18 protein-coding genes and 1 pseudogene are annotated in these 23,008 nt (G+C 66.6%); 11 read left to right on the top strand and 8 right to left on the bottom strand.

What is annotated here, in order from left to right:
• Positions 1 to 250: 250 nt before the first annotated feature.
• The 6 genes from AB0N05_RS29910 to purM all read left to right on the top strand — a co-directional run bounded on the left by AB0N05_RS29910 (position 251) and on the right by purM (position 8,720).
• Positions 251 to 1,834, top strand: coding sequence for an ABC transporter substrate-binding protein (locus AB0N05_RS29910; protein ID WP_364699927.1), 1,584 nt, complete (start codon positions 251 to 253; stop codon positions 1,832 to 1,834).
• A 293-nt stretch (positions 1,835 to 2,127) separates the two neighbouring features.
• A complete protein-coding gene (locus AB0N05_RS29915; RefSeq protein WP_364700125.1) occupies positions 2,128 to 3,681 on the top strand; it encodes an ABC transporter substrate-binding protein in 1,554 nt (517 codons plus the stop codon).
• A gap of 59 nt (positions 3,682 to 3,740) precedes the next feature.
• Positions 3,741 to 4,781, top strand: coding sequence for an ABC transporter permease (locus tag AB0N05_RS29920; RefSeq protein ID WP_364700127.1), 1,041 nt, complete (start codon positions 3,741 to 3,743; stop codon positions 4,779 to 4,781).
• On the top strand, positions 4,781 to 5,845 hold the full coding sequence (locus AB0N05_RS29925; RefSeq protein WP_364699929.1) for an ABC transporter permease: 1,065 nt from the start codon (positions 4,781 to 4,783) through the stop codon (positions 5,843 to 5,845). The genes AB0N05_RS29920 and AB0N05_RS29925 overlap by 1 nt, the downstream gene beginning before the upstream one ends.
• Positions 5,838 to 7,541, top strand: a complete 1,704-nt coding sequence (locus AB0N05_RS29930; protein WP_364699931.1) for an ABC transporter ATP-binding protein — start codon at positions 5,838 to 5,840, stop codon at positions 7,539 to 7,541. Before AB0N05_RS29925 ends, AB0N05_RS29930 begins: the two co-directional genes overlap by 8 nt.
• Positions 7,542 to 7,640: 99 nt before the next feature.
• A complete protein-coding gene (gene purM / locus AB0N05_RS29935; RefSeq protein ID WP_364699934.1) occupies positions 7,641 to 8,720 on the top strand; it encodes a phosphoribosylformylglycinamidine cyclo-ligase in 1,080 nt (359 codons plus the stop codon).
• A gap of 341 nt (positions 8,721 to 9,061) precedes the next feature.
• Here the strand turns inward: purM and AB0N05_RS29940 are convergent, their stop codons facing one another.
• The 4 genes from AB0N05_RS29940 to AB0N05_RS29955 all read right to left on the bottom strand — a co-directional run bounded on the left by AB0N05_RS29940 (position 9,062) and on the right by AB0N05_RS29955 (position 12,298).
• Entirely contained in the window at positions 9,062 to 9,277 is a 216-nt protein-coding gene (locus AB0N05_RS29940) for a DUF3073 domain-containing protein (RefSeq protein WP_364699936.1), read from the bottom strand.
• A 185-nt stretch (positions 9,278 to 9,462) separates the two neighbouring features.
• Positions 9,463 to 10,425, bottom strand: coding sequence for an asparaginase (locus AB0N05_RS29945; RefSeq protein ID WP_364699938.1), 963 nt, complete (start codon positions 10,423 to 10,425; stop codon positions 9,463 to 9,465).
• Positions 10,422 to 11,186, bottom strand: a complete 765-nt coding sequence (locus AB0N05_RS29950; protein WP_364699940.1) for an MOSC domain-containing protein — start codon at positions 11,184 to 11,186, stop codon at positions 10,422 to 10,424. Before AB0N05_RS29950 ends, AB0N05_RS29945 begins: the two co-directional genes overlap by 4 nt.
• The gene (locus AB0N05_RS29955; protein WP_364699942.1) at positions 11,183 to 12,298 is read right to left on the bottom strand and encodes a folate-binding protein YgfZ; all 1,116 of its coding nucleotides are present in this window, start codon (positions 12,296 to 12,298) and stop codon (positions 11,183 to 11,185) included. The genes AB0N05_RS29950 and AB0N05_RS29955 overlap by 4 nt, the downstream gene beginning before the upstream one ends.
• 167 nt (positions 12,299 to 12,465) lie before the next feature.
• Between AB0N05_RS29955 and AB0N05_RS29960 the strand changes: the two genes are divergently transcribed.
• The 5 genes and pseudogenes from AB0N05_RS29960 (at position 12,466) to AB0N05_RS29980 (ending at position 19,992) form a co-directional block, all read left to right on the top strand.
• Positions 12,466 to 13,392, top strand: coding sequence for an aminodeoxychorismate lyase (locus AB0N05_RS29960; RefSeq protein ID WP_364699944.1), 927 nt, complete (start codon positions 12,466 to 12,468; stop codon positions 13,390 to 13,392).
• A gap of 124 nt (positions 13,393 to 13,516) precedes the next feature.
• Positions 13,517 to 15,016: a cytochrome ubiquinol oxidase subunit I gene (locus tag AB0N05_RS29965; protein WP_364699946.1), complete on the top strand. Its 1,500-nt coding sequence runs from the start codon at positions 13,517 to 13,519 to the stop codon at positions 15,014 to 15,016.
• Between the two features lie 9 nt (positions 15,017 to 15,025).
• Positions 15,026 to 16,075, top strand: coding sequence for a cytochrome d ubiquinol oxidase subunit II (gene cydB, locus AB0N05_RS29970; protein ID WP_364699948.1), 1,050 nt, complete (start codon positions 15,026 to 15,028; stop codon positions 16,073 to 16,075).
• A gap of 75 nt (positions 16,076 to 16,150) precedes the next feature.
• A pseudogene (locus tag AB0N05_RS29975) lies at positions 16,151 to 17,950 on the top strand (ATP-binding cassette domain-containing protein); the annotation flags it as partial.
• A gap of 365 nt (positions 17,951 to 18,315) precedes the next feature.
• Positions 18,316 to 19,992: an ATP-binding cassette domain-containing protein gene (locus AB0N05_RS29980; RefSeq protein ID WP_364699950.1), complete on the top strand. Its 1,677-nt coding sequence runs from the start codon at positions 18,316 to 18,318 to the stop codon at positions 19,990 to 19,992.
• A 337-nt stretch (positions 19,993 to 20,329) separates the two neighbouring features.
• On the opposite strand, the gene AB0N05_RS29985 is transcribed toward AB0N05_RS29980, so the two are convergent.
• The 4 genes from AB0N05_RS29985 to AB0N05_RS30000 all read right to left on the bottom strand — a co-directional run bounded on the left by AB0N05_RS29985 (position 20,330) and on the right by AB0N05_RS30000 (position 22,936).
• Positions 20,330 to 21,004 carry an FABP family protein gene (locus AB0N05_RS29985; protein ID WP_364700129.1) on the bottom strand — a complete coding sequence of 225 codons (675 nt, stop codon included), beginning with the start codon at positions 21,002 to 21,004 and terminating at the stop codon, positions 20,330 to 20,332.
• Positions 21,005 to 21,258: 254 nt separating this feature from the next.
• Positions 21,259 to 21,564: a DUF1416 domain-containing protein gene (locus AB0N05_RS29990; RefSeq protein WP_364699952.1), complete on the bottom strand. Its 306-nt coding sequence runs from the start codon at positions 21,562 to 21,564 to the stop codon at positions 21,259 to 21,261.
• Between the two features lie 5 nt (positions 21,565 to 21,569).
• The gene (locus tag AB0N05_RS29995) at positions 21,570 to 22,403 is read right to left on the bottom strand and encodes a sulfurtransferase (protein WP_364699954.1); all 834 of its coding nucleotides are present in this window, start codon (positions 22,401 to 22,403) and stop codon (positions 21,570 to 21,572) included.
• A gap of 47 nt (positions 22,404 to 22,450) precedes the next feature.
• A complete protein-coding gene (locus AB0N05_RS30000) occupies positions 22,451 to 22,936 on the bottom strand; it encodes a DUF4395 domain-containing protein (protein WP_364699956.1) in 486 nt (161 codons plus the stop codon).
• Positions 22,937 to 23,008 lie beyond the last annotated feature (72 nt).

Genomic DNA, 23,008 nt, shown 5'->3' on the forward strand with positions numbered 1-23,008 from the left:
TCCGCACAACCGGTTATAACCACTGGTGAGGACCGCAGGCCACGAGGTCGCGGGGGATATGCGGGCGAAAGGTATTGGCGCACTTACGACAAGGGCGTGTGCGCGCATTTGACCAAATAATGATCAATTTGTTCGTAAACGCAACATTTCCGCAACGACACGCCGATACTGTGCGCAGCCAAAAGATGTCCACCGCGGCGCGGCGGGGCCGCGACCCGGCCCGCGCGCGGCGTTTCGAGAGCAGGGCAGTATGCGCGCGAAAAGTGTTGCGGCAGTAGGAGTTGCAGGCCTGGTTGTGCTGGCGATAGCCGGTTGCGGGTCGGGGAAGACCGGAGGAGGTGGTGGTACCGGCCTGGTGGTCGGCACCACCGACAAGGTGACCTCGCTCGACCCCGCCATGGCCTACGACAATGGATCACTGCTGGCGGAGACACAGGTCTACCAGTTCCTCCTGAATTTCCCGGCGGGAGAGGCGTCTCCGAAACCCGATGCGGCCGAGAAGTGCGAGTTCACCTCGCCCACCGTCTACAGCTGCACGATGAAGCCCGGCCTGAAGTTCGCCAATGGCGATCCGCTGACCGCCAAGAGCGCGAAGTTCTCCTTCGACCGGATGCTGAAGATCAATCACCCGCAGGGCCCGGCGGCTTTGCTGGGCAACCTCGATCACACCGACGCACCGGACGAGAAGACCGTCAACTTCACGCTGAAGGTCGCCAATGACCAGACCTTCCCGGCGATTCTGCCCACCCAGGCGGCGGCCATCGTGGACGAGAAGGTCTTCCCGGCCGAGAGCATCCTCGACGACGATGCCGTGGTGAAGGCGAAGCCGTTCTCCGGCCCGTACACCATCAGCAGCTACGACAAGAACAAGCTGGTCGAGTACAAGGCCTACCCGGATTACAACGGCCTGTTCGGCAAGCCCAAGACCGACAATGTCACGGTCAAGTACTACGGCGAGGCCGCCAACCTCAAACTCGATGTGCAGCAGGGCAATATCGATGTCGCCTGGCATACGCTGGCCCCGACCGATATCGAATCGCTGCGCGGCAATGACAAGGTGACGGTGCACCAGTCGCCGGGCGGTGACACCCGCTACATCGTGTTCAACCTGAACACTCAGCCCGGTGGCACTCCGGCCGGGAAGCTGGCCGTCCGCAAGGCCGTCGCCACCGCCATCGACCGTGACGCGCTGGCCAAGGATGTCTGGAAGGGCACCTGGAGCCCGCTGTATTCGCCGGTGCCGCAGGGTCTCCCGGGCGCGAGCGAGCCGTTCAAGGACATCTACGGCGCCAAGCCGAACAAGGACGCGGCCGCGAAGTTCCTGGCCGATGCGGGCGTCGCCACGCCGGTGGAGCTGAATCTGCAGTACAACACCGATCATTACGGCCAGACCAGCTCCGAGGAGTACGCGGCCATCAAGAACCAGCTGGAGGCCACCGGCCTGTTCAAGGTGAATCTGCAATCCACCGAATGGGTTTCGTACCAGAGGGCGCGTTCCACCGACGGCTACCCGCTCTTCCAGTTCGGCTGGTTCCCGGACTACCCGGATGCCGACGACTACCTGACCCCGTTCTTCCAGCCGGACAACTTCCTGCGCAATCACTTCACCGATCCCAAGATCACCGCCGAATTGCAGGCCGAGCTGACCGAGCCGGATCCGGCCAAGCGGGCCGCCGCGCTCGCCACCCTGCAGCACGATCTGATGGCCGATTTCATGCCCATCGTCCCGCTGCTGACCGGTAATCAGATCGCGGTCTCGGGCAAGAGCGTGCAGGGCGTGGAGAAGACGCTCGACCCGTCCTCCAAGTTCCGATTCGGTGTGCTGAGCAAGTGACGCCTGGCGGCCCCCGCTCCATATGAGGGGGAGCGGGGCCCGCATATTGGCGGCTACTCCCATATATTGGGACTTGTTGAGCAAATGACCAGCTCGGGATATCGGGTACAGCCTGCGGTTCTGTATTCGAGGACCCAGGCAACAGAACGGCAACAACCCACCATTAGGGTGCCCCCAGACATATCAAGCTCGGCGCTGTGATGTCCGTAACCCGGACAACAGCGCCTGACGTTCGAGAGATGAGCAGAATGAGTTCGAAGACGAGCCGGGCGAAGCAGATCGCCGCGGTCGGCATGGCAGGTATCGCGGTCGCCGCGCTGGCGGGCTGTGGATCGGGTCGCACGGGGGGAGGCAATGGCACCGGCATCGTCATGGGCACCACCGACAAGATCTTCTCGCTGGACCCGGCCCTCGCCTACGACAATGGTTCGCTCCAGGCCGAGACCGCCATCTACCAGGCTCTGCTGAACTTCGCGCCGGGCGAGACCGTGCCCAAGCCGGACGCCGCCGAGAAGTGTGAGTTCACCGCCCCCAAGGTCTTCACCTGCACCATGAAGCCGGGCCTGAAGTTCGCCAACGGTAATCCGCTCACCGCCAAGAGCGTGAAGTTCTCCTTCGACCGCGTCCTGAAGATCAATGATCCGAACGGCCCCGCCGCACTGCTCGGCAACCTGGAGAAGACCGAAGCCCCGGACGAGAAGACGGTCAACTTCACCCTGAAGGAAGCCAACGACCAGACCTTCGCGTCGGTCCTGCCCAGCCAGGCCGGACTCATCATCGACGAGAAGTCCTTCCCGGCCGACAAGACCCTCGAGGACGACGCGGTCGTGAAGACCGGCTCCTTCTCGGGCCCGTACACGATCACCAGCTACGACAAGAACAAGCTGGCCGAGTACAACGCCAACCCGGACTACAACGGCCTGTTCGGCAAGCCCAAGAACGACCACATCTCGGTCAAGACCTACGCGGGCAGCGAGAACCTCAAACTCGATGTGCAGAACGGCAATATCGACGTCGCCTACCGCAGCCTGAGCCCCACCGATATCGAATCGCTGCGCGGCAATGACAAGCTGACCGTGCACGAGGGCACCGGCGGCGAGCTGCGCTACATCGTGTTCAACATGAACACCATGCCCGGCAACACCCCGGAGCAGAAGCTGGCCGTGCGCAAGGCGATCGCCAGCAGCGTCGACCGTGAGGCCCTGGCCACCGGCGTCTACAAGGGCACCTTCAGCCCGGCCTACTCCTCCGTGGTGCCCGGCGCGACGGGCGCGACCGAGCCGTACAAGGAGCTCTACGGCGCGAAGCCGAACAAGGACGCGGCCGCCAAGTTCCTGGCCGACGCCGGCGTCGCCGCCCCCGTCACGCTGAACCTGCAGTACAACTCCGATCATTACGGCGGCTCCAGCTCCGAGGAGTACGCGGCGATCAAGAACCAGCTCGAGGCCACCGGCCTGTTCAAGGTGAATCTGCAGTCCACCGAATGGGTTTCGTACCAGGACGAGCGCGTCAAGGACAGCTACCCGCTCTACCAGTTCGGCTGGTTCCCGGACTTCCCGGACGCCGACAACTACCTCACCCCGTTCTTCGGCCCGGACAACACGCTGCAGAACCACTTCGACAACCCGCAGATCAACGCCCTGATGACCGCCGAGAAGGTCGAGGCCGATCCGGCCAAGCGCGCCGCCATCCTGAAGCAGGTCCAGTTCGAGCTGGCCAACAACCACATTTCGATGCTGCCCCTGCTGGCCGGACGCAATATCGCGGTCGCCGGTAAGGGCATCAAGGGTGTGGACGACACGCTCGATCCCAGCTTCAAGTTCCGCTTCGGTGTCCTGAGCAAGTGACCGCCATCGACGAGAAGGGCGGGCCGGCAACCACTCCGGCCCGTCCCGCGGGGAAGCGATTGCGCGGCAGCAATTCCCGCTACAGTGCGCTGCTGCGTTACCTCGGGGTGCGAGCGCTGCTCATCATCCCGACCACCTGGATCCTGGTCACCATCGTCTTCTTCCTCATGCGGGTGATCGGTGATCCGATCAGCGCCGCCATGGGCGGGCGGCTCAGCCCCGCCCAGATCGAGGAACGCAAGGAGGCCGCCGGTCTCAACCGGCCCATCCTCACCCAGTACTGGGAATACCTGACCGGCCTGCTGCACGGCGATTTCGGTAAGTCCCAGGACAATCGTCAGATCAGCGATGTCATCACCACCTACGGTGCGGCCACCCTGGAACTGGTGTTCTGGGCGCTGATCGTGGCCTTCGCGGTCGGCGTCCCGCTCGGCAGATACGCTGCCACCAAACGTGATTCGGCCGCCGACGTGGGTCTGCGACTGTTCGCCATCCTGGTCTACGCGGCCCCGGTGTTCTTCGTCGGCCTGGTGCTCAAGCTGATCTTCTCGGTCAAGCTGGGCTGGCTGCCGGTCGCCGGGCGGGCCAGCACCAATGTGGAGCTGGACCTGCAACACGTCTCGCCCAAGACCAACATCATGATCGTCGACGCGTTCCTCTACGGCGACACCTCGTACATCGTCGACGTGCTGAAACACGCTGTGCTGCCGGCCATCGCGCTCGGCCTGCTCACCGCGGGCGTCTTCCTGCGGCTGGTGCGGATCAACCTGATCCAGACCCTGCGCTCCGGCTATGTGGACGCCGCCCGCGCCCGCGGCCTGTCCGACCGCGTGGTCACCCGCCGCCATGCCTTCCGCAATGCGCTCATCCCGGTCGTCACCGTGATGGGCATGCAGATCGCCATGATGCTGGGCGGCGCGGTGCTCACCGAAACCACCTTCGAGTGGAAGGGATTGGGCTACCAGCTCGCCGCGTATCTACAAGCCCGAGACTTCGTGGCGGTGCAGGGCATCGTCGCGTTCATCGCGATCGTGGTGGCGATCATGAGCTTCCTGGTGGATCTCATCGTCGCGATGATCGACCCGAGGGTGAGGTTCTGATGACCACAATCGAAACGGGCGTCGCGGCCCCCGTGCCGCCTGGCCGGTTCAAGCTGAAGATCCCCGGTCTGGCGCTCATGCGCATGACCCACGGATTGCAGCGCGCCACCCTGCTGTTCGGCCTGGTGCTGGTCGCGGGCTTCATCCTGGTCGCGGTCTTCGCACCGCTCATCGCGCCCTACGGCTTCGCGCAGAGCATGTCCGACGGCGTGGATTTCGCACGGCAGCAAGCACCTTCGGGGGCGCACTGGTTCGGCACCTCGGTGCGCGGCGAGGACGTGTTCTCCCGCGTCATCTTCGGCGCGCGCACCGCGCTGTCGGTCATCGCCGTCTCACTGGTGCTCTCGCTCATCGTCGGCGTGCCGCTGGGCCTGGTGTCCGGTTACCTCGGGCGCTGGGTGGACCGCATCCTGGTGCTGTTCATGGATGCCATGTACGCGTTCCCGTCGCTGCTGCTGGCCATCGTGGTGTCGATCGTGGTGTCCGGCGGACAGTCCAGCAGCTTCGGCGGCATCCTGTCGGCGGCCATCGCCATCACGGTGATCTTCGTGCCGCAGTACTTCCGGGTGGTGCGCAATGCCACCATCGCGGTGAAGCAGGAACCGTACGTGGACGCCGCGCGCGTCACCGGCGCGTCCACCACGCGAATCCTGTTCCGGCACATCCTCGCCAATGTCACCCAGTCACTGCCGGTGCTGATCACGCTCAATGGCGCGGAAGCCATCCTGACCCTCGCGGGCTTGGGCTTCCTCGGCTTCGGCATCGAACCCACCCAGGCCGCCGAATGGGGCTTCGACCTCAACAAGGCGCTCTCGGACGTGTCCAATGGCATCTGGTGGACGGGCATCTTCCCCGGCCTGGCCATCGTGACCGTGGTGCTCGGCATGACCCTGGTGGGCGAGAGCCTCAATGAGGTGCTCAACCCGCTGCTGCGCACCCGCCGTGCCGCCGCCGCCGCGCCGACCGAGCCCGAACTCGCCGCCACCGAGGCCGAAATCGGCGTCGTCGCACCCGAAATCGCGCCCGGCATGCCCGAACTCTCGAAGGAGGCAGGCGATGCCTGATCCGGTACTGTCCTTCGACTCCCTCACCGTCACCTTCGCCACCGACGCGGGCAGTGTCCACGCCGTCAAAGACGTGTCCTACCAAGTCTTTCCGGGCGAGGTACTGGCCGTCGTCGGCGAATCCGGCTCTGGCAAATCGGTGAGCTCCCGCACCGCCATGGGCCTGCTGCCGCCCACCGCCAGCGTGCGCGGCAGCGTCAACCTGGGCGCCAAGGCCATCACCAAGATGAGCCAGAGGGAACTCACCGCCATTCGCGGCGGCGCGGTCTCCATGGTGTTCCAGGAACCCGGCGCGGCCTTGGATCCGCTGTTCACCGTCGGCTTCCAGATCAGCGAGGCCCTGCGCGCGCACTCCGATATGAGCAAGAAGGCCGCGCGCGCCAAGGCGATCGAGCTGCTGCACGCCGTCGGCCTGCCCGATCCGGAAGCCCGGGTGGACTACTACCCGCATCAGCTCTCCGGCGGTCAGAAGCAGCGCGTGGTGATCGCCATCGCCATCGCGTGCGAGCCCAAGGTGATCATCGCCGATGAGCCCACCACGGCCCTGGACGTCACCGTGCAGGCCGAAATCCTGGAGCTGCTGCGCGAATTGCGCGACCGCACCGGCGCGGCCATCGTGCTGATCACCCACAATATGGGCGTGGTCGCCGATCTCGCCGACCGCGTCGTGGTGATGCGCGACGGCAGCATCGTCGAAACCGCCACGGTGGACGAGCTTTTCTCCAATCCACAGCACGAGTACACCAAGGCGCTGCTCGCGGCCGTGCCGAAACTGCATGTGGCGGTCGCCGATTCGTCCTCCAGCACGGCGGGCGCACTGCTCGAGAAGACCACCGTGCGCGAGCCCGTCCCGGCCGACGCCGAAATCGTGCTCGAGGTCACCGACCTGGTCGTGGAGTTCCCCGGACCGCTCGGGCGCGCCGCCTTCCGGGCCGTGGACGATGTGACCATCACCCTGCGCCGCGGCGAAACCCTCGGCCTGGTCGGCGAATCCGGCTCCGGCAAGTCCACCATCGGCCGCTGCGTGGCCGCCCTGCAACGCCCCACCTCGGGCAGCGTGCGGGTACTCGGCACCGATATCTCCGGACTCTCCGAGCGCAAGCTGCGGCCCATCCGCAAACGCTTCGGCTTCGTCTTCCAGGATCCGGCCACCTCGCTCAACCCGCGCCTCACCATCGGCGACTGCATTGCCGAACCGCTGATCGTGCACGGTGAGGTCAAGGGCGCGGCCATGCGGGAACGCGTGCGGCACATGCTCGACGACGTCCAGCTCGCCGCCGGCACCGAAGGCCGCTACCCGCACGAGCTCTCCGGCGGGCAGCGTCAACGCGTCAGCCTGGCGCGCGCCCTCGTGCTCAACCCGGACCTGCTGGTGGCCGACGAACCGACCAGCGCCCTGGACGTCTCCGTCCAGGCCAAGGTGCTCGAGCTGTTCGCCGACCTGCAACGCGAATGCGGCTGGGCCTGCCTGTTCATCAGCCACGACCTGGCCGTGGTGGATCAGCTCGCGGACCGGATCGTGGTGCTGCGCAATGGCGCGGTCGTCGAACAGGGCGGCAATGACGAAATCCTGCGCAGCCCCAGCCAGGAGTACACCCGTCGCCTGGTCGCCGCCGTGCCCGTCCCGGATCCGGTGGAGCAGCGCCGCCGCCGTGCCGAGACGGTGGAGCTGTTCGCCACCGATCACACGGCTTGACACCCGACGGGCACCGACACGGATGTAAGCCTGTTATCGGACTCAGGTAGCGTGAGCAGGCATCTATCCGACCGAATCGGCTTGGAGTTCTCCCCGAACATGACTGAACAGACACCCAGCGGCGCCGGTGCCTCCTACGCGGCGGCCGGAGTGGATATCGAAGCCGGCGACCGCGCAGTCGAACTGTTCGCGCCACTGGCCAAGAAGGCCAGCCGGCCCGAGGTGCAGGGTGGACTCGGCGGATTCGCCGGACTGTTCGCGCTGAAGGGCGGATACAAGGAGCCGTTGCTGGCCGCCTCCACCGACGGCGTCGGCACCAAGATCGCCGTCGCGCAGGCCATGGACAAGCACGACACCGTCGGCCTCGACCTGGTCGCCATGGTCGTCGACGATCTGGTCGTGTGCGGCGCCGAACCGCTGTTCCTGCAGGACTACATCGCCATCGGCAAGGTCGTCCCCGAGCGCGTCGCGCAGATCGTCTCCGGCATCGCCGAGGGCTGTGTCATCGCGGGCTGCGCGCTGCTCGGTGGCGAGACCGCCGAACATCCGGGCCTCATGGGCGCGGACGACTACGACCTGTCCGCCACCGGCGTCGGCGTCGTGGAAGCCGATGCCGTGCTCGGCCCCGACCGCGTCCGCCCCGGCGACGTCGTCATCGGCATGGGCGCCTCCGGCCTGCACTCGAACGGCTACTCGCTGGCCCGCAAGGTCCTGCTCGATATCGACCGCATGTCCCTCACCGGACACGTCGAGGAATTCGGCCGCACCCTCGGCGAGGAACTGCTCGAGCCCACCAAGATCTACGCCAAGGACTGCCTGGCCCTGATCGCCGAAACCGATGTGCGCACCTTCTGCCACGTCACCGGCGGCGGCCTGGCCAATAACCTGGCCCGCGTGCTCCCGGCCGGCCTCGTCGCCGAACTGGACCGCGGCACCTGGAACCCGGCCCCGATCTTCAAGCTCATCGCCCAGCGCGGCCGCGTCGAGCGCGCCGAGATGGAGAAGACCTTCAATATGGGCGTCGGCATGGTCGCCGTCGTCGCCCCCGAGGACGCCGACCGCGCCCTCGCCGTCCTGACTGCCCGCCACATCGACTGCTGGACCCTCGGCACGGTGAAGAAGGCCAAGGACGCCGACGCGGCCCGTGTGCTCCTCATGGGAGACCACCCGCGCTTCTAGAAGCACAGGCACGAAATCGGCCCCGATCACTCATGAGTGATCGGGGCCGATTTATTTCGTAACAACTGATTTCGCAAGATCCGGGTAACTCCGCGGGTACCCCAGAATCGGTGGCACGCCAAACCGCCACTACGCGTTGCCTTCTGGCGACGGCACTCAGCCGGGCGCAAAAAGTTGCGGAGAGGTGGGGGAGTTCAACGAAAAAACCACCAGTGTCCCGTCCAAGATCGGGCGGGAGCTGGTGTTCTCAGCGAGTCCTCGATGTCGTCGCATCCGGGGTCCATCGACGTGCTAAAGGGGAGACCAGGCTCGGTCTCCCCTTGCGCGTCAATCAATCCGAGTCAGCGTCGCCAGTCGTCGTAGCTGTCGTCGTCGTCCCAGCTCGACGGCGACTTGCTCGCGTCAGGCTCGTCGGACAGCACAGCACCACTCCGCTGCGATTCGGCGGGACTACCCGCCAGCTCGCGCTGAAGGCTCGTGAAGTCGGTCGACGGAGAGCTGTACTTGAGCTCACGTGCGACCTTGGTCTGCTTTGCCTTAGCCCGGCCACGGCCCATGGCTGACCCCCTCGCGTCACTGCGGGGCGGCCTGGGGTGGGTTTGGCGGCCCCGTTCGAATTAATAATCTTCCTGACAGACACTTTAGCGTGTGTCAGGCGGTCGCGCTTCCAGGAGTGGGGGAGAAACCACGGAAGTGCCGCCGCGAGGACCTCGCGGCGGTGTGATCCGGGCATCGAGCAGGGCTACAGCACGCCCGGAATCGCTCGCACGATGCCCACTCTCGCGCCGCCGCCGAGTACCGGCGGGGCGGCCAATTCCGCGTGCGCGTCGGACCATTCGATGCCCATACGCTGCAAAATCGCCAGCGTCAGCGGAACCCGGGCACGATCCGCACCGTCATCGATCTTGTAGGCGAAGGCCGAGCCGTCCGGCAGCGCGCCCGCGTGCACGCCATCCGCGCCGATCTTGCAGACCAGACCCGGCGTTGCGGTCATCACGCGCAAATCCGGCCCGTCCGTGCCGGAAATCACTCGCGGATGGGCACGAATCGCATCCGCGACCCGACGTTCCGGACTACCTTCCGGGGCCGTCGCCAGAGTGGCGTAGGCGCGGGCCAGATTCACCAGCGATACCGGCACGATCGGCAGGCCACAGCCGTCTATGCCCAGGTCGGTCTCCGGTTCACCGGTCACGTCCGCGATGGTCGCCAGCACCGCCTGCTGGAGCGGGTGCGCGGAATCCAGGTACCCGCGGGTGGGCCAGCCATTGATCTGGCAGGTGGCGAGCATGGCCGCGTGCTTGCCGGAGCAGTTCATGAATATGCGGCGCGCGGACTTCACCCGATCGCCGCCCGCCAGCACCTGCGCGCGAGCCTGCTCGTCGAAGGGTAGATCGGCGGGGCATTCCAGATCGTCCTCGGTGAAACCGAAGCGATCCAGGAGCCGCTGTACGAGGTCCACGTGATCCGGCTCGCCGAAATGCGAGGCCGTGGAAATGGCCAGCTCGGCATCGTCGATCGGCTCGAAACCATTGCGCAGCAGGGTGAGCGCCTGCATCGGCTTATTGGTGGAGCGCGGGAAGATCGGGCCGTGCACGGCACCCAACTCGACCAGCGGCTCACCGTCCGGACGCAGCACGACCACCGAACCGCGATGCACGCACTCACGGAAACCGGAGCGGACCACTTCCACCAGATCGACGCTCATGCCCGCACCTCGCTGGCGCTCGGCTCCGGCATGAACGCCGGGGACGCTGTTCCTATGGTTCGCTCGCTGCGCTCCCTCACTGCATCGGCTCCCTTCAGGTTCGCGGCCGCGCGAGCGGCGTTCTCGTGACGGCGGCGGTGCCGCTCGACCTGCATGCGCACATCGTCGGAGATGGTCGGCTCGGCTTCGAGCAGTGTGTCCAGGCGCTCGATATCGGTGCCGGTGAACTGGTCTCGCACGGTGATGCCGTGCGCGGGGACATGCACGACGCGGACCTCGTCGCCCGCGCCGATCGTGCCTTCGGTCAAGACCCGTAGATAGGCGCCGGTATCGGATTGCAGGGTGAAGCGCTTGACCCATTGCGCCTCGCCGGACCACTGCTGGAAGGTGGCGCATGGGACGCGCGGGGCGGACACCTCCAGGAGGGCGTCGCCGACGGCCCAGCGCTCGCCGATCACGGCGTCGCTCACCGGAAGACCCTCGATGCGCAGGTTCTCGCCGAACCAGCCCGCGGGGAGTTCGCGGTGCAGTGCACCGGCCCAGCGGTTCGCGTCCTCTTCCGCATAGGCGTAGACGGCCTGGTGGATGCCACCGTGATTCTCGGGGTCGCAGACGTGATCGCCCTCGAAACCCAGGGCGCGCACCGGAACTCGCCGCGGGACCGGACGCTTGTCGATGGCGGTGCGGCCGACCCGCGTCTTCACCTCGATCTCGGCATGCACCACACACACGGCCAGGACTCGGCCGGAATGGGTGCTCACCGGCCGCGGAGCTTCTCGACGGCGAGCCGGCCGGCCTGCGGCTCGTCATGGGCGGGAACGGAATCCGCGTCGATGGCGGCGGCGCACGGGCCCGCCGTCAGCTGGGTGTCGGCGGGGATAGTGCGTTTGATCAAGGCGAGGGCGATCGGGCCGAGTTCGTAGTGGTCGATCACGGTGCCCAGCACGCCCACCGCGCGGCCGCCCGCCGTCACCGGCTCACCGGGTTCCGGGCGGGAGTCGGCGGAGCCGTCCAGGTGCAGCAGCACCAGATGTCGAGGGGGCTTACCGAGATTGTGGACTCGGGAGACCGTCTCCTGACCCCGGTAGCAACCCTTGTTCAGGTGCACCGCACCGAATTCCTCGATGCCGCCGATCCAGTTCGCCTCGTGCGGGATGGTGCGGTCATCGGTGTCGATGCCGATGCGCGGGCGCAGGGCCGCGACCCGCAGCGCCTCGAAGGTCCACATGCCCGCCGCCTCCGCGCCCGCGGCGCGCAGCCGGGACCACCAGTCGGCCAGTTGGGCGCGGGGAACGAGCAGGTCGAAGGAGTCCGCGGTCGGCCACGGCATGCGGCGGATGAAGCCGCCGCCGGGCAGGGCGAGGGCCTGATAGGTGTCGGGAAGGGCTGCGACGCCGAGGGTTTCGAGCAGGCTCCGCGCGTCCGGGCCGAGCAGGCTCAGCACCGCGTGATCGGCGGCCTCGACCGGCTTGGCATCGGCCCAGAACACCATCTTCTGCAGGAAGCTCAGCAGATCCGGTCCGCGCTCGGCCTCGGTATCGATCCAGAGCGTGCCGTCGAGATCGGTCAGCACGAAGTGATTGAGCACGCGGCCGTTCAGATCCAGATCCAGATCCTCCGCCGACTGCCCGTCGCCCAGCGTCGCGATGCTCTGACTGGAGATGGTGTGCAGCCAGGTCAGCCGCTCTTTACCGGTGATCGCGAGGACGAATCGATGCGACCGATCCACGATCGCGACCCGCTGCACCGCCGCGCGCTGCTCGCCGAGCGGATCACCGTAATGCCACGCCACCGCGGCATCCGGAGATCCCGGCGGCCCCGCGACAGCCCCTGGAACCTGAAGGATCGGACTGGGCGCAACCGAGGAGGACACGGTTCCACCCTAGCCTGCGTATTCGGACACCCCCGAGGGAGCGGCTGTGCGGCTCGACACGCGGTAATCCCGCCGCCGGAACTCCCTCACCGCTGTACAGGCGGGTTGGCGGGTTCTGCCGCTCGGTTAGGGCTCGGGAAAACGGTTGCTGTCCTAGGCTCGGTCGCATGGTGGAACGGGTTTTGGTGACTCTTGACGGCGCGATCCGGGATCCGGATGCGCCGTTGTTGTATGCGGACGATATCGGGACGCTGCGGGGCGACGGCGTGTTCGAGACGGTGCTGGTGCGGGAGGGGACGGCGTGCGCGCTGGAACTGCACCTGGGCCGACTACGCCGGTCGGCGGAGGCGCTCGAATTGCCCGCGCCGAATCTGGACGCCTGGCGGTCTGCCGTGCAGACGGCGGCCAAGGAATGGGGGAGTGAGCGCGAGGGGCTGCTGCGGATGGTGCTCACCCGCGGGCGTGACAGCCATCACGGTTCCTCCAGCAAAGCAACGGCTATCAATGGTGGGGAGCTGTCCGAGGCCGAACCGGCCACCACCGGTTACGTTTTGGTGCTTTCCGTACCCGATCGCGTCAAAACCGCTCGCACCGAGGGTGTTTCGGTCATCACATTGTCGCGCGGTATCTCCATCGATCTGGCGCAGGCCGCGCCGTGGCAGTTGCTGGGGGCCAAAACCCTTTCGTACGCAACGAATATGGCCGCGCTGCGATTCGCCCAGCGGATGGGGGCCGACGACGTCATCTTCACCAGCACCGAGCATCGGGTGCTGGAGGGACCGCGTTCCACGGTGGTCATCTCCCGGGGTAAACAGTTGATCACCCCGCCTGCACGAAATGGGGTGCTACCTGGGACGACTCAGCGCGCGCTGTACACCGTGGCGGAGAAGGCGGGCTATGAGTGCCTGTACGAGCCGCTGTTCACGGCCGATCTCATCACCGCCGACAGCATCTGGATGCTGTCCAGTGTCACCTTGGCGGCGCGGGTGAAGTCCTTGGACGGGCTGCGAATGTCGGCCCCGGACACCGCTGCCGAGATCACCGAGCTGGTGGATCGCGGGATCGCGCAGCAGGGGAGCATCGCGGACTGGTGAGTCGTTCGCGCGAACTTAACGGTCCAGCTAATTTCTGGACACTGTGGCGTGGCGCATGTTGATTCGCTGATTCCGAGGCGTACTGTCTGGTACTACGTCATGTCGTAGATCGGCAGGAGGTCGGATGAGCGTCGTAGACGTCGCACGCTGGCAGTTCGGAATCACCACCGTTTATCACTTCATCTTCGTGCCGCTCACCATCGGCCTCGCCCCGCTCGTCGCGGGTATGCAGACCGCGTGGGTGGTCACGGGCAAGGAGCATTGGTACCGCCTCACCAAGTTCTTCGGGAAGCTGTTCCTGATCAACTTCGCCCTCGGTGTCGCCACCGGCATCGTGCAGGAATTCCAGTTCGGCATGAGCTGGAGCGAGTACTCCCGATTCGTCGGTGACGTATTCGGCGCACCGCTCGCCATGGAGGCCCTGGTCGCCTTCTTCCTGGAGTCCACCTTCCTCGGACTCTGGATCTTCGGCTGGGACCGGCTGCCCAAAAAGGTGCACCTGGCGACGATCTGGATAGTCGCCATCGGCGTGAACGCCTCCGCGTACTTCATTGTCGCGGCCAACTCGTTCATGCAGCATCCGGTGGGCGCGAAATACAATCCGGAGACCAAGCGCGCCGAACTCACGAGCATCTTCGAATTGCTCACCAACAACACCACTCTCGCGGCCTTCCCGCACGTGGTGGCCGGAGCCTTCCTCACCGCGGGCACCTTCGTCGCCGGTATCGCCGGTTGGTGGATGGTGAAACAGGCGCGGCAGGCCAAGGCCGACGGAACCGAAGCGCCCCTCGAATACGCCCGCACCACCTGGCGGCCCGCCGCCCGGTTCGGGCTGTGGGTGATCGTGGTCGCCTGTATCGCCATGGTGTTCACCGGTGACATCCAGGGCAAGCTGATGTTCAAACAGCAGCCCATGAAGATGGCGTCGGCGGAATCGTTGTGCCACACCGAAACCGATCCGGACTTCTCGGTCCTCACGGTCGGCACGCACAACAACTGCGACAGTGTGGACCACCTCATCGAGGTGCCGTTCGTGCTGCCGTACCTGGCCGAAGGCAAGTTCAACGACGTCACGTTGCAGGGTGTCAAGGACTTGCAGGTGACCTACAACGAGAAGTACGGCATCGGCGACTACCGGCCCAACCTGTTCGTCACCTACTGGTCCTTCCGCGCCATGATCGGCCTGATGGCCGGCTCGATCCTGTTGGCGCTGGCCGGATTCTGGGTGACGCGGCGCGGCCGGGTGCCCGATATGAAATGGTTCGGCTGGCTGTCGCTGCTCGCCATCGTCACGCCATTCGTGGGCAATAGCGCGGGCTGGGTGTTCACTGAGATGGGCCGCCAGCCCTGGGTGGTCGCACCCAATCCGACCGGTGACCACAACATTCGAATGACAGTCCAGCAGGGCGTCTCCGGGGTCTCGGCGGGCACCGTCCTGACCTCGCTGATCGTCTTCACCCTGCTCTACGGGATGCTCGCGGTGGTGTGGTTCTACCTGATGCGGCGCTACGTGATCGCGGGCCCGGATCACCCAGCCATCGGCGCAGTGAGCGGCGGCGACGATGACACCCCGAAGATGACCGGGGACTCCGAAGCCGTCGAGAAGCTTTCCTTCGCCTACTAGGAGTCGGGCATGAGTCTGCAAGTATTTTGGTTCCTACTGATCGGCGTGCTCTTCACCGGCTACTTCGTGCTGGAGGGCTTCGACTTCGGCGTCGGCATGCTCATGCCGATCATCGGCAAGGGCTCCGAGGTCAAGAAGCGGGTGGTGCTCAACACCATCGGACCGGTGTGGGACGGCAATGAGGTGTGGCTGCTCACCGGCGGCGGCGCGCTGTTCGCGGCGTTCCCCGAGTGGTACGCCAGCCTGTTCTCCGGGTTCTATCTGGCCTTGCTGCTGATTCTGGTCGGATTGATCGTGCGCGCGGTGGCCATCGAATACCGCAGCAAGATCGACGATCCGAAGTGGCGGTTCTGGGCCGATGTCGGTATCGGGCTGGGGTCCTGGATTCCGGCCATCGCCTGGGGTCTCGCGTTCGGCAACATCATTCACGGCGTGAAGCTCAACGAGCACAAGATGATCGAAGGCAATCTGTTCGATCTGCTCAACCCGTACTCGCTGCTCGCGGCGCTCACCACGACGCTGCTGTTCGCGCTGCACGGGGCGGTGTTCATCGCGCTCAAGACCGGCAATGAGGTGCGCGACGACGCCCAGCGCCTGATCCGAATCCTGTTCGTGCCCACCGCCGTCGTGGTCGCCGCCTTCGGCATCTGGACCCAGCTCGCCTACGGGCACGACTGGACCTGGATTCCGCTGGCACTGGCCGTGGTCGGCCTGCTGGTCGCGGGCTTCGCCGCCACCCAGGGGCGCGACGGCTGGGCCTTCACCGGCACCGCGCTCACCATCGCGGCGGCCACGGTACTGCTGTTCGGATCGCTGTTCCCGAATGTGCTGCCCTCCACCATCGACGCGGCCTACAGCCTCAGCGTCGACGGCCGCGACGGCACCGTGAGCGCGTCCTCGACGCACTACACGCTGGTCGTCATGAGCTGGGTGGCGGTGGTCATGACCCCGATCGTCCTGATCTACCAGGGCTGGACGTACTGGGTCTTCCGCAAGCGGCTCACCATGGAGCAGATCCCGGCCCCGATCGGCCTGCCCCTGGCGGAGTCGAAGCCGTAACCGCTCGCAGTATCTAGTTGGACGGGACCGCGCCCCCGGCACAGTGCCGGGGGCGCGCACCCCGAGGAGGTCGACATGGCACGGCCGATCGATCCGCGGCTGTGGCGGTACGCCCGCTCGGCGCGCACGTATCTCGCCCTGAGCGTGACACTCTCACTGATCACCACCCTCTGCATCGTGATCGCGGCCCTCGCCCTGGCGCGCATCCTGGCCGGAGTCATCACCGACCCGTCCCTCCGCGAAATAGGCTCCTGGACCCTCGAATTGGCGATCCTCGCCACCGCCATCACCTGCCGGGCCGCCGCCACCTGGTGGCAGTCCCGCCTCGCCCACCGCGCCGGAGCCCAGGTAGTGGCCGAACTCGAGACGGCCGTCCTCACCGCCGGAGCCCACCTGCAGCCCCGCGAACTGGAAACCCGCCGAACCGAATTAGCGGTAGTCGTCAGCTCCGGCCTCACCGGCCTCCGCTCCTACCTCGCGGGCTACCTCCCCGCCCTCCTGCTCTCCACCCTCGTCCCACCCATCGTGCTGGCCGTAATCGCCCTCCACGACTGGGTCTCCGGGGCGATCATCGCGGTGACCCTCCCCTTGATCCCGATCTTCATGATCCTCATCGGCCTACTCACCCAGGGCCGGGCCAAGGGCACCCTCGCCGCCACCACCCAGCTCTCCGATCAGCTGCTGGACCTCTTTGCGGGCATGCCCACCCTGCGCGCCTTGGGCCGCGAGTCCGGCCGCGCGCGGCTGTCGAATGCCGCCACAGGACCCGACCATGCTGCCGCGGGATCGGGTGACGCTGCGGCGGGATCGGATGAGGCTGCCCTGGTGTCGGGTGACGCTGCCGCACAACCGGAGTCGCCCCGCAGCATGGCGACTCGCGTCCGCGACCTCGGCGACACCCTGCACCGCCGCACCATGTCGGCCCTCCGCTTGGCCTTTCTCTCCTCCATGGTCCTGGAAATGCTCGCGACCCTCTGTGTAGCCCTGGTCGCCGTCTCCATCGGCATGCGCTTGGTCTTCGGTGAAATGGGCCTGCACGCGGGTCTGGTCGCGCTAATCCTCGCCCCCGAGGTGTATCTACCCCTCCGTGCGGTGGGTGAGCGCTTCCACGCCGCCCAGGACGGAATGGCCGCCGCCGAAAAGGCTTTCGCGGTCCTCGACCCCGCCACCCCCGCCGAGCCGAATCCGGCCGCCGATAGCGTCGGACGGTCGACCACCGTCGAAATTCGAGACTGCCTCGGCCGCATAGACATTCGAGATCTGTCCGTCGCGGCCCGCGACGGAGCGGCCCCCGGTGGGCTGACAGCCGTCCTCCGCCCCGGCACCGTCACCGTCCTGGCCGGTCCGAACGGCAGCGGCAAATCCACTGCCCTCCAGGCGATCCTGGGACTGCTCACCCCCGATTCGGGCGAGGTGACGGTGGACGGCACCCCGGTTGCCGCCCTCGACCGCGACCAGTGGTGGTCCCGCTTGGCCTGGCTCCCGCAGCGCCCCGTCCTGGTCCCCGGCACCCTCCGCGAAAACCTGGAACTACTCGGCCCGCCCGCCAGTGCCGCCGAGCTGGAGAACGCCTGCACCGCTACCGGATTCGATGCCATACTCGACGAACTCCCGGCCCGCTGGAACACGATCGTCGGCACGGGCGGCACCGGCCTCTCCCTGGGCCAGCGCCAACGCCTCGCTCTCACTAGAACCTTGGCCGCCGACCGCCACATCCTCCTGCTGGACGAACCCACCGCCCACCTCGACGAGGCCTGCGAACAAACGGTTCTCGCCGCCTTGGTGGCCCGCGCCCGAGCCGGAGCCACCGTCGTAATCGTCGGCCACCGCCCCGCCGTCCTCGCCGTGGCTGACCACATCGTCGAAGTCCACGCCGTTCCACACCCCGCCACCCCCTCCTCCGATGCGAACCCAGTCGGAGCGGCCACCCACGCAGGTGTGCGCGGGCCCATCGTTCCAGCGGCGGAGTCAGCCTTCGCCGTCCCGAGCGAATCTCCGAGCATCGCGGTGGAATCCGGGTCGGACACCCGCGATGCCCGGATCGATGACCTGGGTGCAGCGGACGCGGAATCGAATACCGCCGTGCACGATCCACGCCGGAGCACGGACTCGGCGTTCCAGAGTTCCGGAGGTGAGGACCTCGCGTCGGCGATCACCGCGCGGCGGGGCGCTGCGACAGAAAGCACGGTTGCGGTTCCGGATGGGGTCGGAGCTGCGGGTAGTGGTGAGGTGAGGGTGCGATGAGGGCTGTGCTGGAGGACTTTCGGCGGATTCGCGAATTGCTGGAGCTTTCGCCGTGGCGGATGGCGGTTTCCGTTGCTTGGGGAGTGGCGGCGCTCGGGAGTGGGCTGGGGCTGGCGGCCTTGGCTGCGTGGCTGATTGCGCGGGCGTGGGAGATGCCGCCGGTGCTGGATCTGTCGATCGCGGTGGTGACGGTACGGGCGTTGGGCATCGCGCGAGGGCTGTGCAGGTATCTCGAGCGGCTGGCCACCCACGATGTGGCGTTGCGGTCGATGAGCTTGGCACGGACCAGCACCTACCGGACGCTCGCGGCGGCCGATATCTGGCGGCCTCGGCGGACCGGATCGGGAAGCGTGGCGGCCGATCGGCCATTCGGCACCGAAGAGCCACCGCGGCAAGGGGATCCGACGCAGTTGCGGCGGGGAGAGCTGCTGAGCCGGGTCGGTTCGGATATCGATGATCTTGGCGCCGTGGTGGTTCGGGCGTTCGTTCCGATCGCGGTGGCGCTCGTGCTGTCGGTGGCCGCGGTCGGCCTGATGGCGGCTATTTCTGTGTACGCCGCGCTGATATTGGCTGGGGCGCTGGCGGTTTCGGGGATTATTGCGCCGTGGCTTTCGGCTCGGGCGGCGCGGGAGGCCGAGTTGGCTGTGCGGGCCGATCGGACGGAGTTCACGGCCGAGGCGTTGACGGTGCTCGATCATGCGGCCGAATTGCGGGTGGCCGGAAGGCTTTCCGGGGCGATCGGGGCGGCCGAGCTGGCCGGGAAGCGTGCGGTGGCGGCCGAGGATCGGGCTGCCGCGCGCAGCGCTTGGTCTGCGGCGGTATTGCCGTTGTCCATCGGGGTGAGTGTGCTCGGCGCGCTGCTGATCGGGATCGTGTTGTACGGGACCGGTCCGGCGGTGGACATAGGCGGATTTCAGACCGTGGCGGGTGGCGGGATCACGCCCATGGCCCTCGCGGTGCTGGTGCTGGTGCCGCTGTCCGCGTTCGAGGCGGTCGGGGTGTTACCCGCCGCGGCGCAGGCGCTCACGACGGGGCGGGCTGCCCTGCATCGGCTGGATGATCTCGAGCGCACCGAATCCGAGGGTCCGGCAATGGATCTGCCCGAGCTACCGGCGGGGCGGCGGATCGCCGTGGTCGGTCCGAGCGGTGCCGGGAAGACCACCCTGCTGATGCATTGGGCAGGCCTGTTCGACACTCCTCGCGCGGGCGTCACCTTCTTTGCCGAGGATGCCCACCTGTTCGGCACCACGGTGCTCGAGAACCTGCGGGTGGCTCGCGGTGACATCACCGCGCGGGAGGCCGAGCAGGCGCTGCGTGCGGTGGGAGCGGGTGCGTGGCTGGACTCCCTGCCCGAGGGCGTGCACACCGATCTGGTCGGTGGCGCGGCGGCCGTTTCGGGTGGTCAGCGTCGCCGCATCCTGTTGGCTCGGGCGCTGCTCGCCCCGGTACGAGTGCTGTTGCTGGATGAGCCGACCGAACATCTGGAGGCCGAGTCGGGCGCGGAGCTGCTGCGTGGACTGCTGGATGAATCGCATGGCCTGGTCGACGCGGATCGGACGGTCGTGGTGGTCACGCATCAGCTGCCGCCGGAGCATCGCGCGGACACCATCGTCCGCGTCGCCGCGGACGGCACCATCACAATCGACCGGCTTATTCCCGCAAACCACAACTGACCTGCGATTTCGCAGTCGGAGAAAATGCGTTGCCGGGTTCGCCGCGGCCGACTACTTTCATCTGTACACGGAAAGGAGGTGGTTCGAATAATGGTTGGTAATTCGAGGACTCGTGAGGTGGCTGTCCGCTAAGGGCCACCGCTGCAACGGAATCCCGTAGCGCGAGCGCTTAGCGAATTCCAGGCAGTCACCCGGCCCCCTAGCCTCCCGGTCTTGTCCGATCGGGAACCGCGAATGTTGCATCCGCGGTAACAGCTAGGGGGTCGTTCCCCGTTTCAGGGGCAAAAAAATCAGCCGGTTGTCTGTCTAGAGACAACCGGCTGATCTATGTTTCGGGCTAGCCCACGTGGCGTTGCAGGCGGGCGGACAGGCGCGGTTCGAGAGCCCCGTCCGGTCCGATGCGCTCCTCGACGTAGCCGAGGTCGCCGCCCTCGACAATGCCGTAGAGCCGCTTCGCACCGCCGACCACGATGCCGGACTGGCTGCGGATCACCACATCGGTGGCGAGCTCCCAGGAGGACTGGGTCAGCGCCTGGCCGTAGAAGAGTTCGACAATGCCGGTCGAGTGGGTGAGCAGCAGTTCGAGGACCTCGTCGTCGCCGTCGATGCCGACCCGCCAGAACCCGCTCTCGCGCAGATCAGGTCCGCCGTAATTGCCGTCGGTGTCGACGATCCAGGAACGCGATTCCCAGGTGAGATAGTCGCCGCCGTCGTGGGCGACGATGATCTGCTGGCCGAAGCGGTAGTCGCCGGTCTCCACATTGTTGCCCTCGCCCTCACCGCGCCACACGCCGACCAGCGGCAGCAGCGCGAGCATGGAGGAACTCAGGTCGGGACCCAGCCGCAGGTTGGCGGTGTCCTCGGGCAGCGGAAGTCCGGGGAGCGACGGAATGTTCAGCGCCCCGCTCGATTTGGCCCGTTCGACCGCCTCGGCGACCGCCTGGTCACCACTGCGCCGTGAACCGTCGTCATGGCGTTTGGTCGGCGTCGTCGACGCCGACCCATTGGCCACTTCGTTGTCGACGTTCTCCTGTGCCGGGTCGGTCACGACTCGGTGAACAGCCGGTAGAGGACGTACAGACCGAACCAGGCGATCAGTACGGAGACGAGAACCAGCAGTATCTCGAAGGTAAGCACCACGTCTCGGATTCTAATCGCACGGCCCCGGCGAAGCGAAGCGGGTCCGGGGGTGTGTGGGCGAAAGCGCACGAAAACGGCCCCGGGAAATGAATCCCGGGGCCGTTTCAGGTATTTCGAGGTATCGCCTTACTTGGCGACGGTGACGTCCACAGTGTGGATGCCGGCGCCCTCGGGCGCGACCTCGGCGGTGCCGTTGCCGGAGGCGGACAGCGCGCGGATGGTCCACGAGCCCGGCGCCGCGAAGAAGCGGAAGTCGCCGGTGCCCGAGGCCACGACCTCGGCCGTGAAGTCGCCATTGCCGTCGAGCAGGCGCACGAACGCGCCACCGACGGTCTGGCCGTCAGCGGTCAGGACGCGGCCGGTGATGACCGTCTCCTTCTCGACGTCGACATTGGCCGGGATGGCCTGACCCTGGGTAGGTGCTGCACACATATTGATTACGCTCCCAACTCGATCGGTGCACCGACGAGGGACCCGTACTCGGTCCAGGACCCGTCGTAGTTCTTGACGTTCTTGTGGCCCAGCAGCTCCTGCAGCACGAACCAGGTGTGCGAGGAACGCTCGCCGATGCGGCAGTAGGCGATGGTCTCCTTCTCGCCGTCCAGACCGGCCTCCTTGTAGAGGGTGGCCAGCTCTTCGTCGGACTTGAAGGTGCCGTCCTCGTTCGCGGCCTTGGACCACGGCACGTTGATGGCGGTCGGGATGTGGCCCGGACGCTGCGACTGCTCCTGCGGCAGGTGAGCCGGGGCCAGGATCTTGCCCGAGAACTCGTCGGGGGAGCGCACGTCGACCAGGTTCTTGGTGCCGATGGCCGCGATGGCCTCGTCACGGAACGCGCGGATGGTCAGGTCCTGCTCGCTGGCCTTGTAGGCGGTGGCCGGACGCGACACGACATCCTTGACCAGCGGGCGGCCGTCGAGCTCCCACTTCTTGCGGCCACCGTCGAGCAGCTTCACGTCCTGGTGGCCGTAGAGCTTGAAGTACCAGTACGCGTAGGCCGCGAACCAGTTGTTGTTGCCGCCGTACAGCACGACGGTGTCGTCGTTGCCGATACCGCGGGCCGACAGCAGATCGGAGAACTGCTCGCGGTTGACGAAGTCACGCCGGACCTGGTCCTGCAGATCCTTCTTCCAGTCGAGACGCACGGCGCCCTCGATGTGCCCCAGGTCGTAGGCGGAGGTGTCTTCGTCGACCTCGACGAGGACGACGCCCGGGGTGTTCAGGTTCTCTTCGACCCAGTCAGCGGAGACCAGGGCATCGGAGCGAGCCATGTTGTTCCTTTCGATGTGTTGCCGGAGTCAGGCGGTTGGTTGAGGGGTCAGGCGGTCGGGGAGCTCGTCGCGGCCTTCGGGAGAAAACGCGCGGCGAGGGGATAGATCTTGCAGCCCAGGCAGATACCGAAGGCCGCGTTGAGGAAGGCCGCGAACAAGGCGAACCCGGTGAAGATGGCACCGGCGAGAGTGCTGCCGGCCGCGAACCCGATCACGCCGAGCACGGCGAAGATCAGGCCGACCAGCTGCGCGAATCGCAGCGGCGCAATCGGTTCCACTTCGGGCGCGGGGCCGATGCGCGGCGCGACCAGGGTGGCGTAGATCCGTCCGTAGGGGCTGCGGCGCGGGCCATTGGCGGCGCCGAGCGCGAACACCACCGCTTGCACGGCCAGCAGCACGGCGGCGGCGGGGACGGAGAAGACGGAAACGATCAGGACGAGCGCCAGGACAGCGGTAGTGATCCAGGCGGCGAAACGCGGGCCGCGGACATCCACCTGTCCCACAGGCGGTTTCAGGGGATTCTGATTCGACATGAGTGTGCTCCTGCGCTGAAGGTCTATATGGCCAGATCGCCGGAGGATCGACATGATCTCTCGTACGGCGGG

This window comes from Nocardia sp. NPDC051030, assembly GCF_040683015.1.
Classification (GTDB): domain Bacteria; phylum Actinomycetota; class Actinomycetes; order Mycobacteriales; family Mycobacteriaceae; genus Nocardia.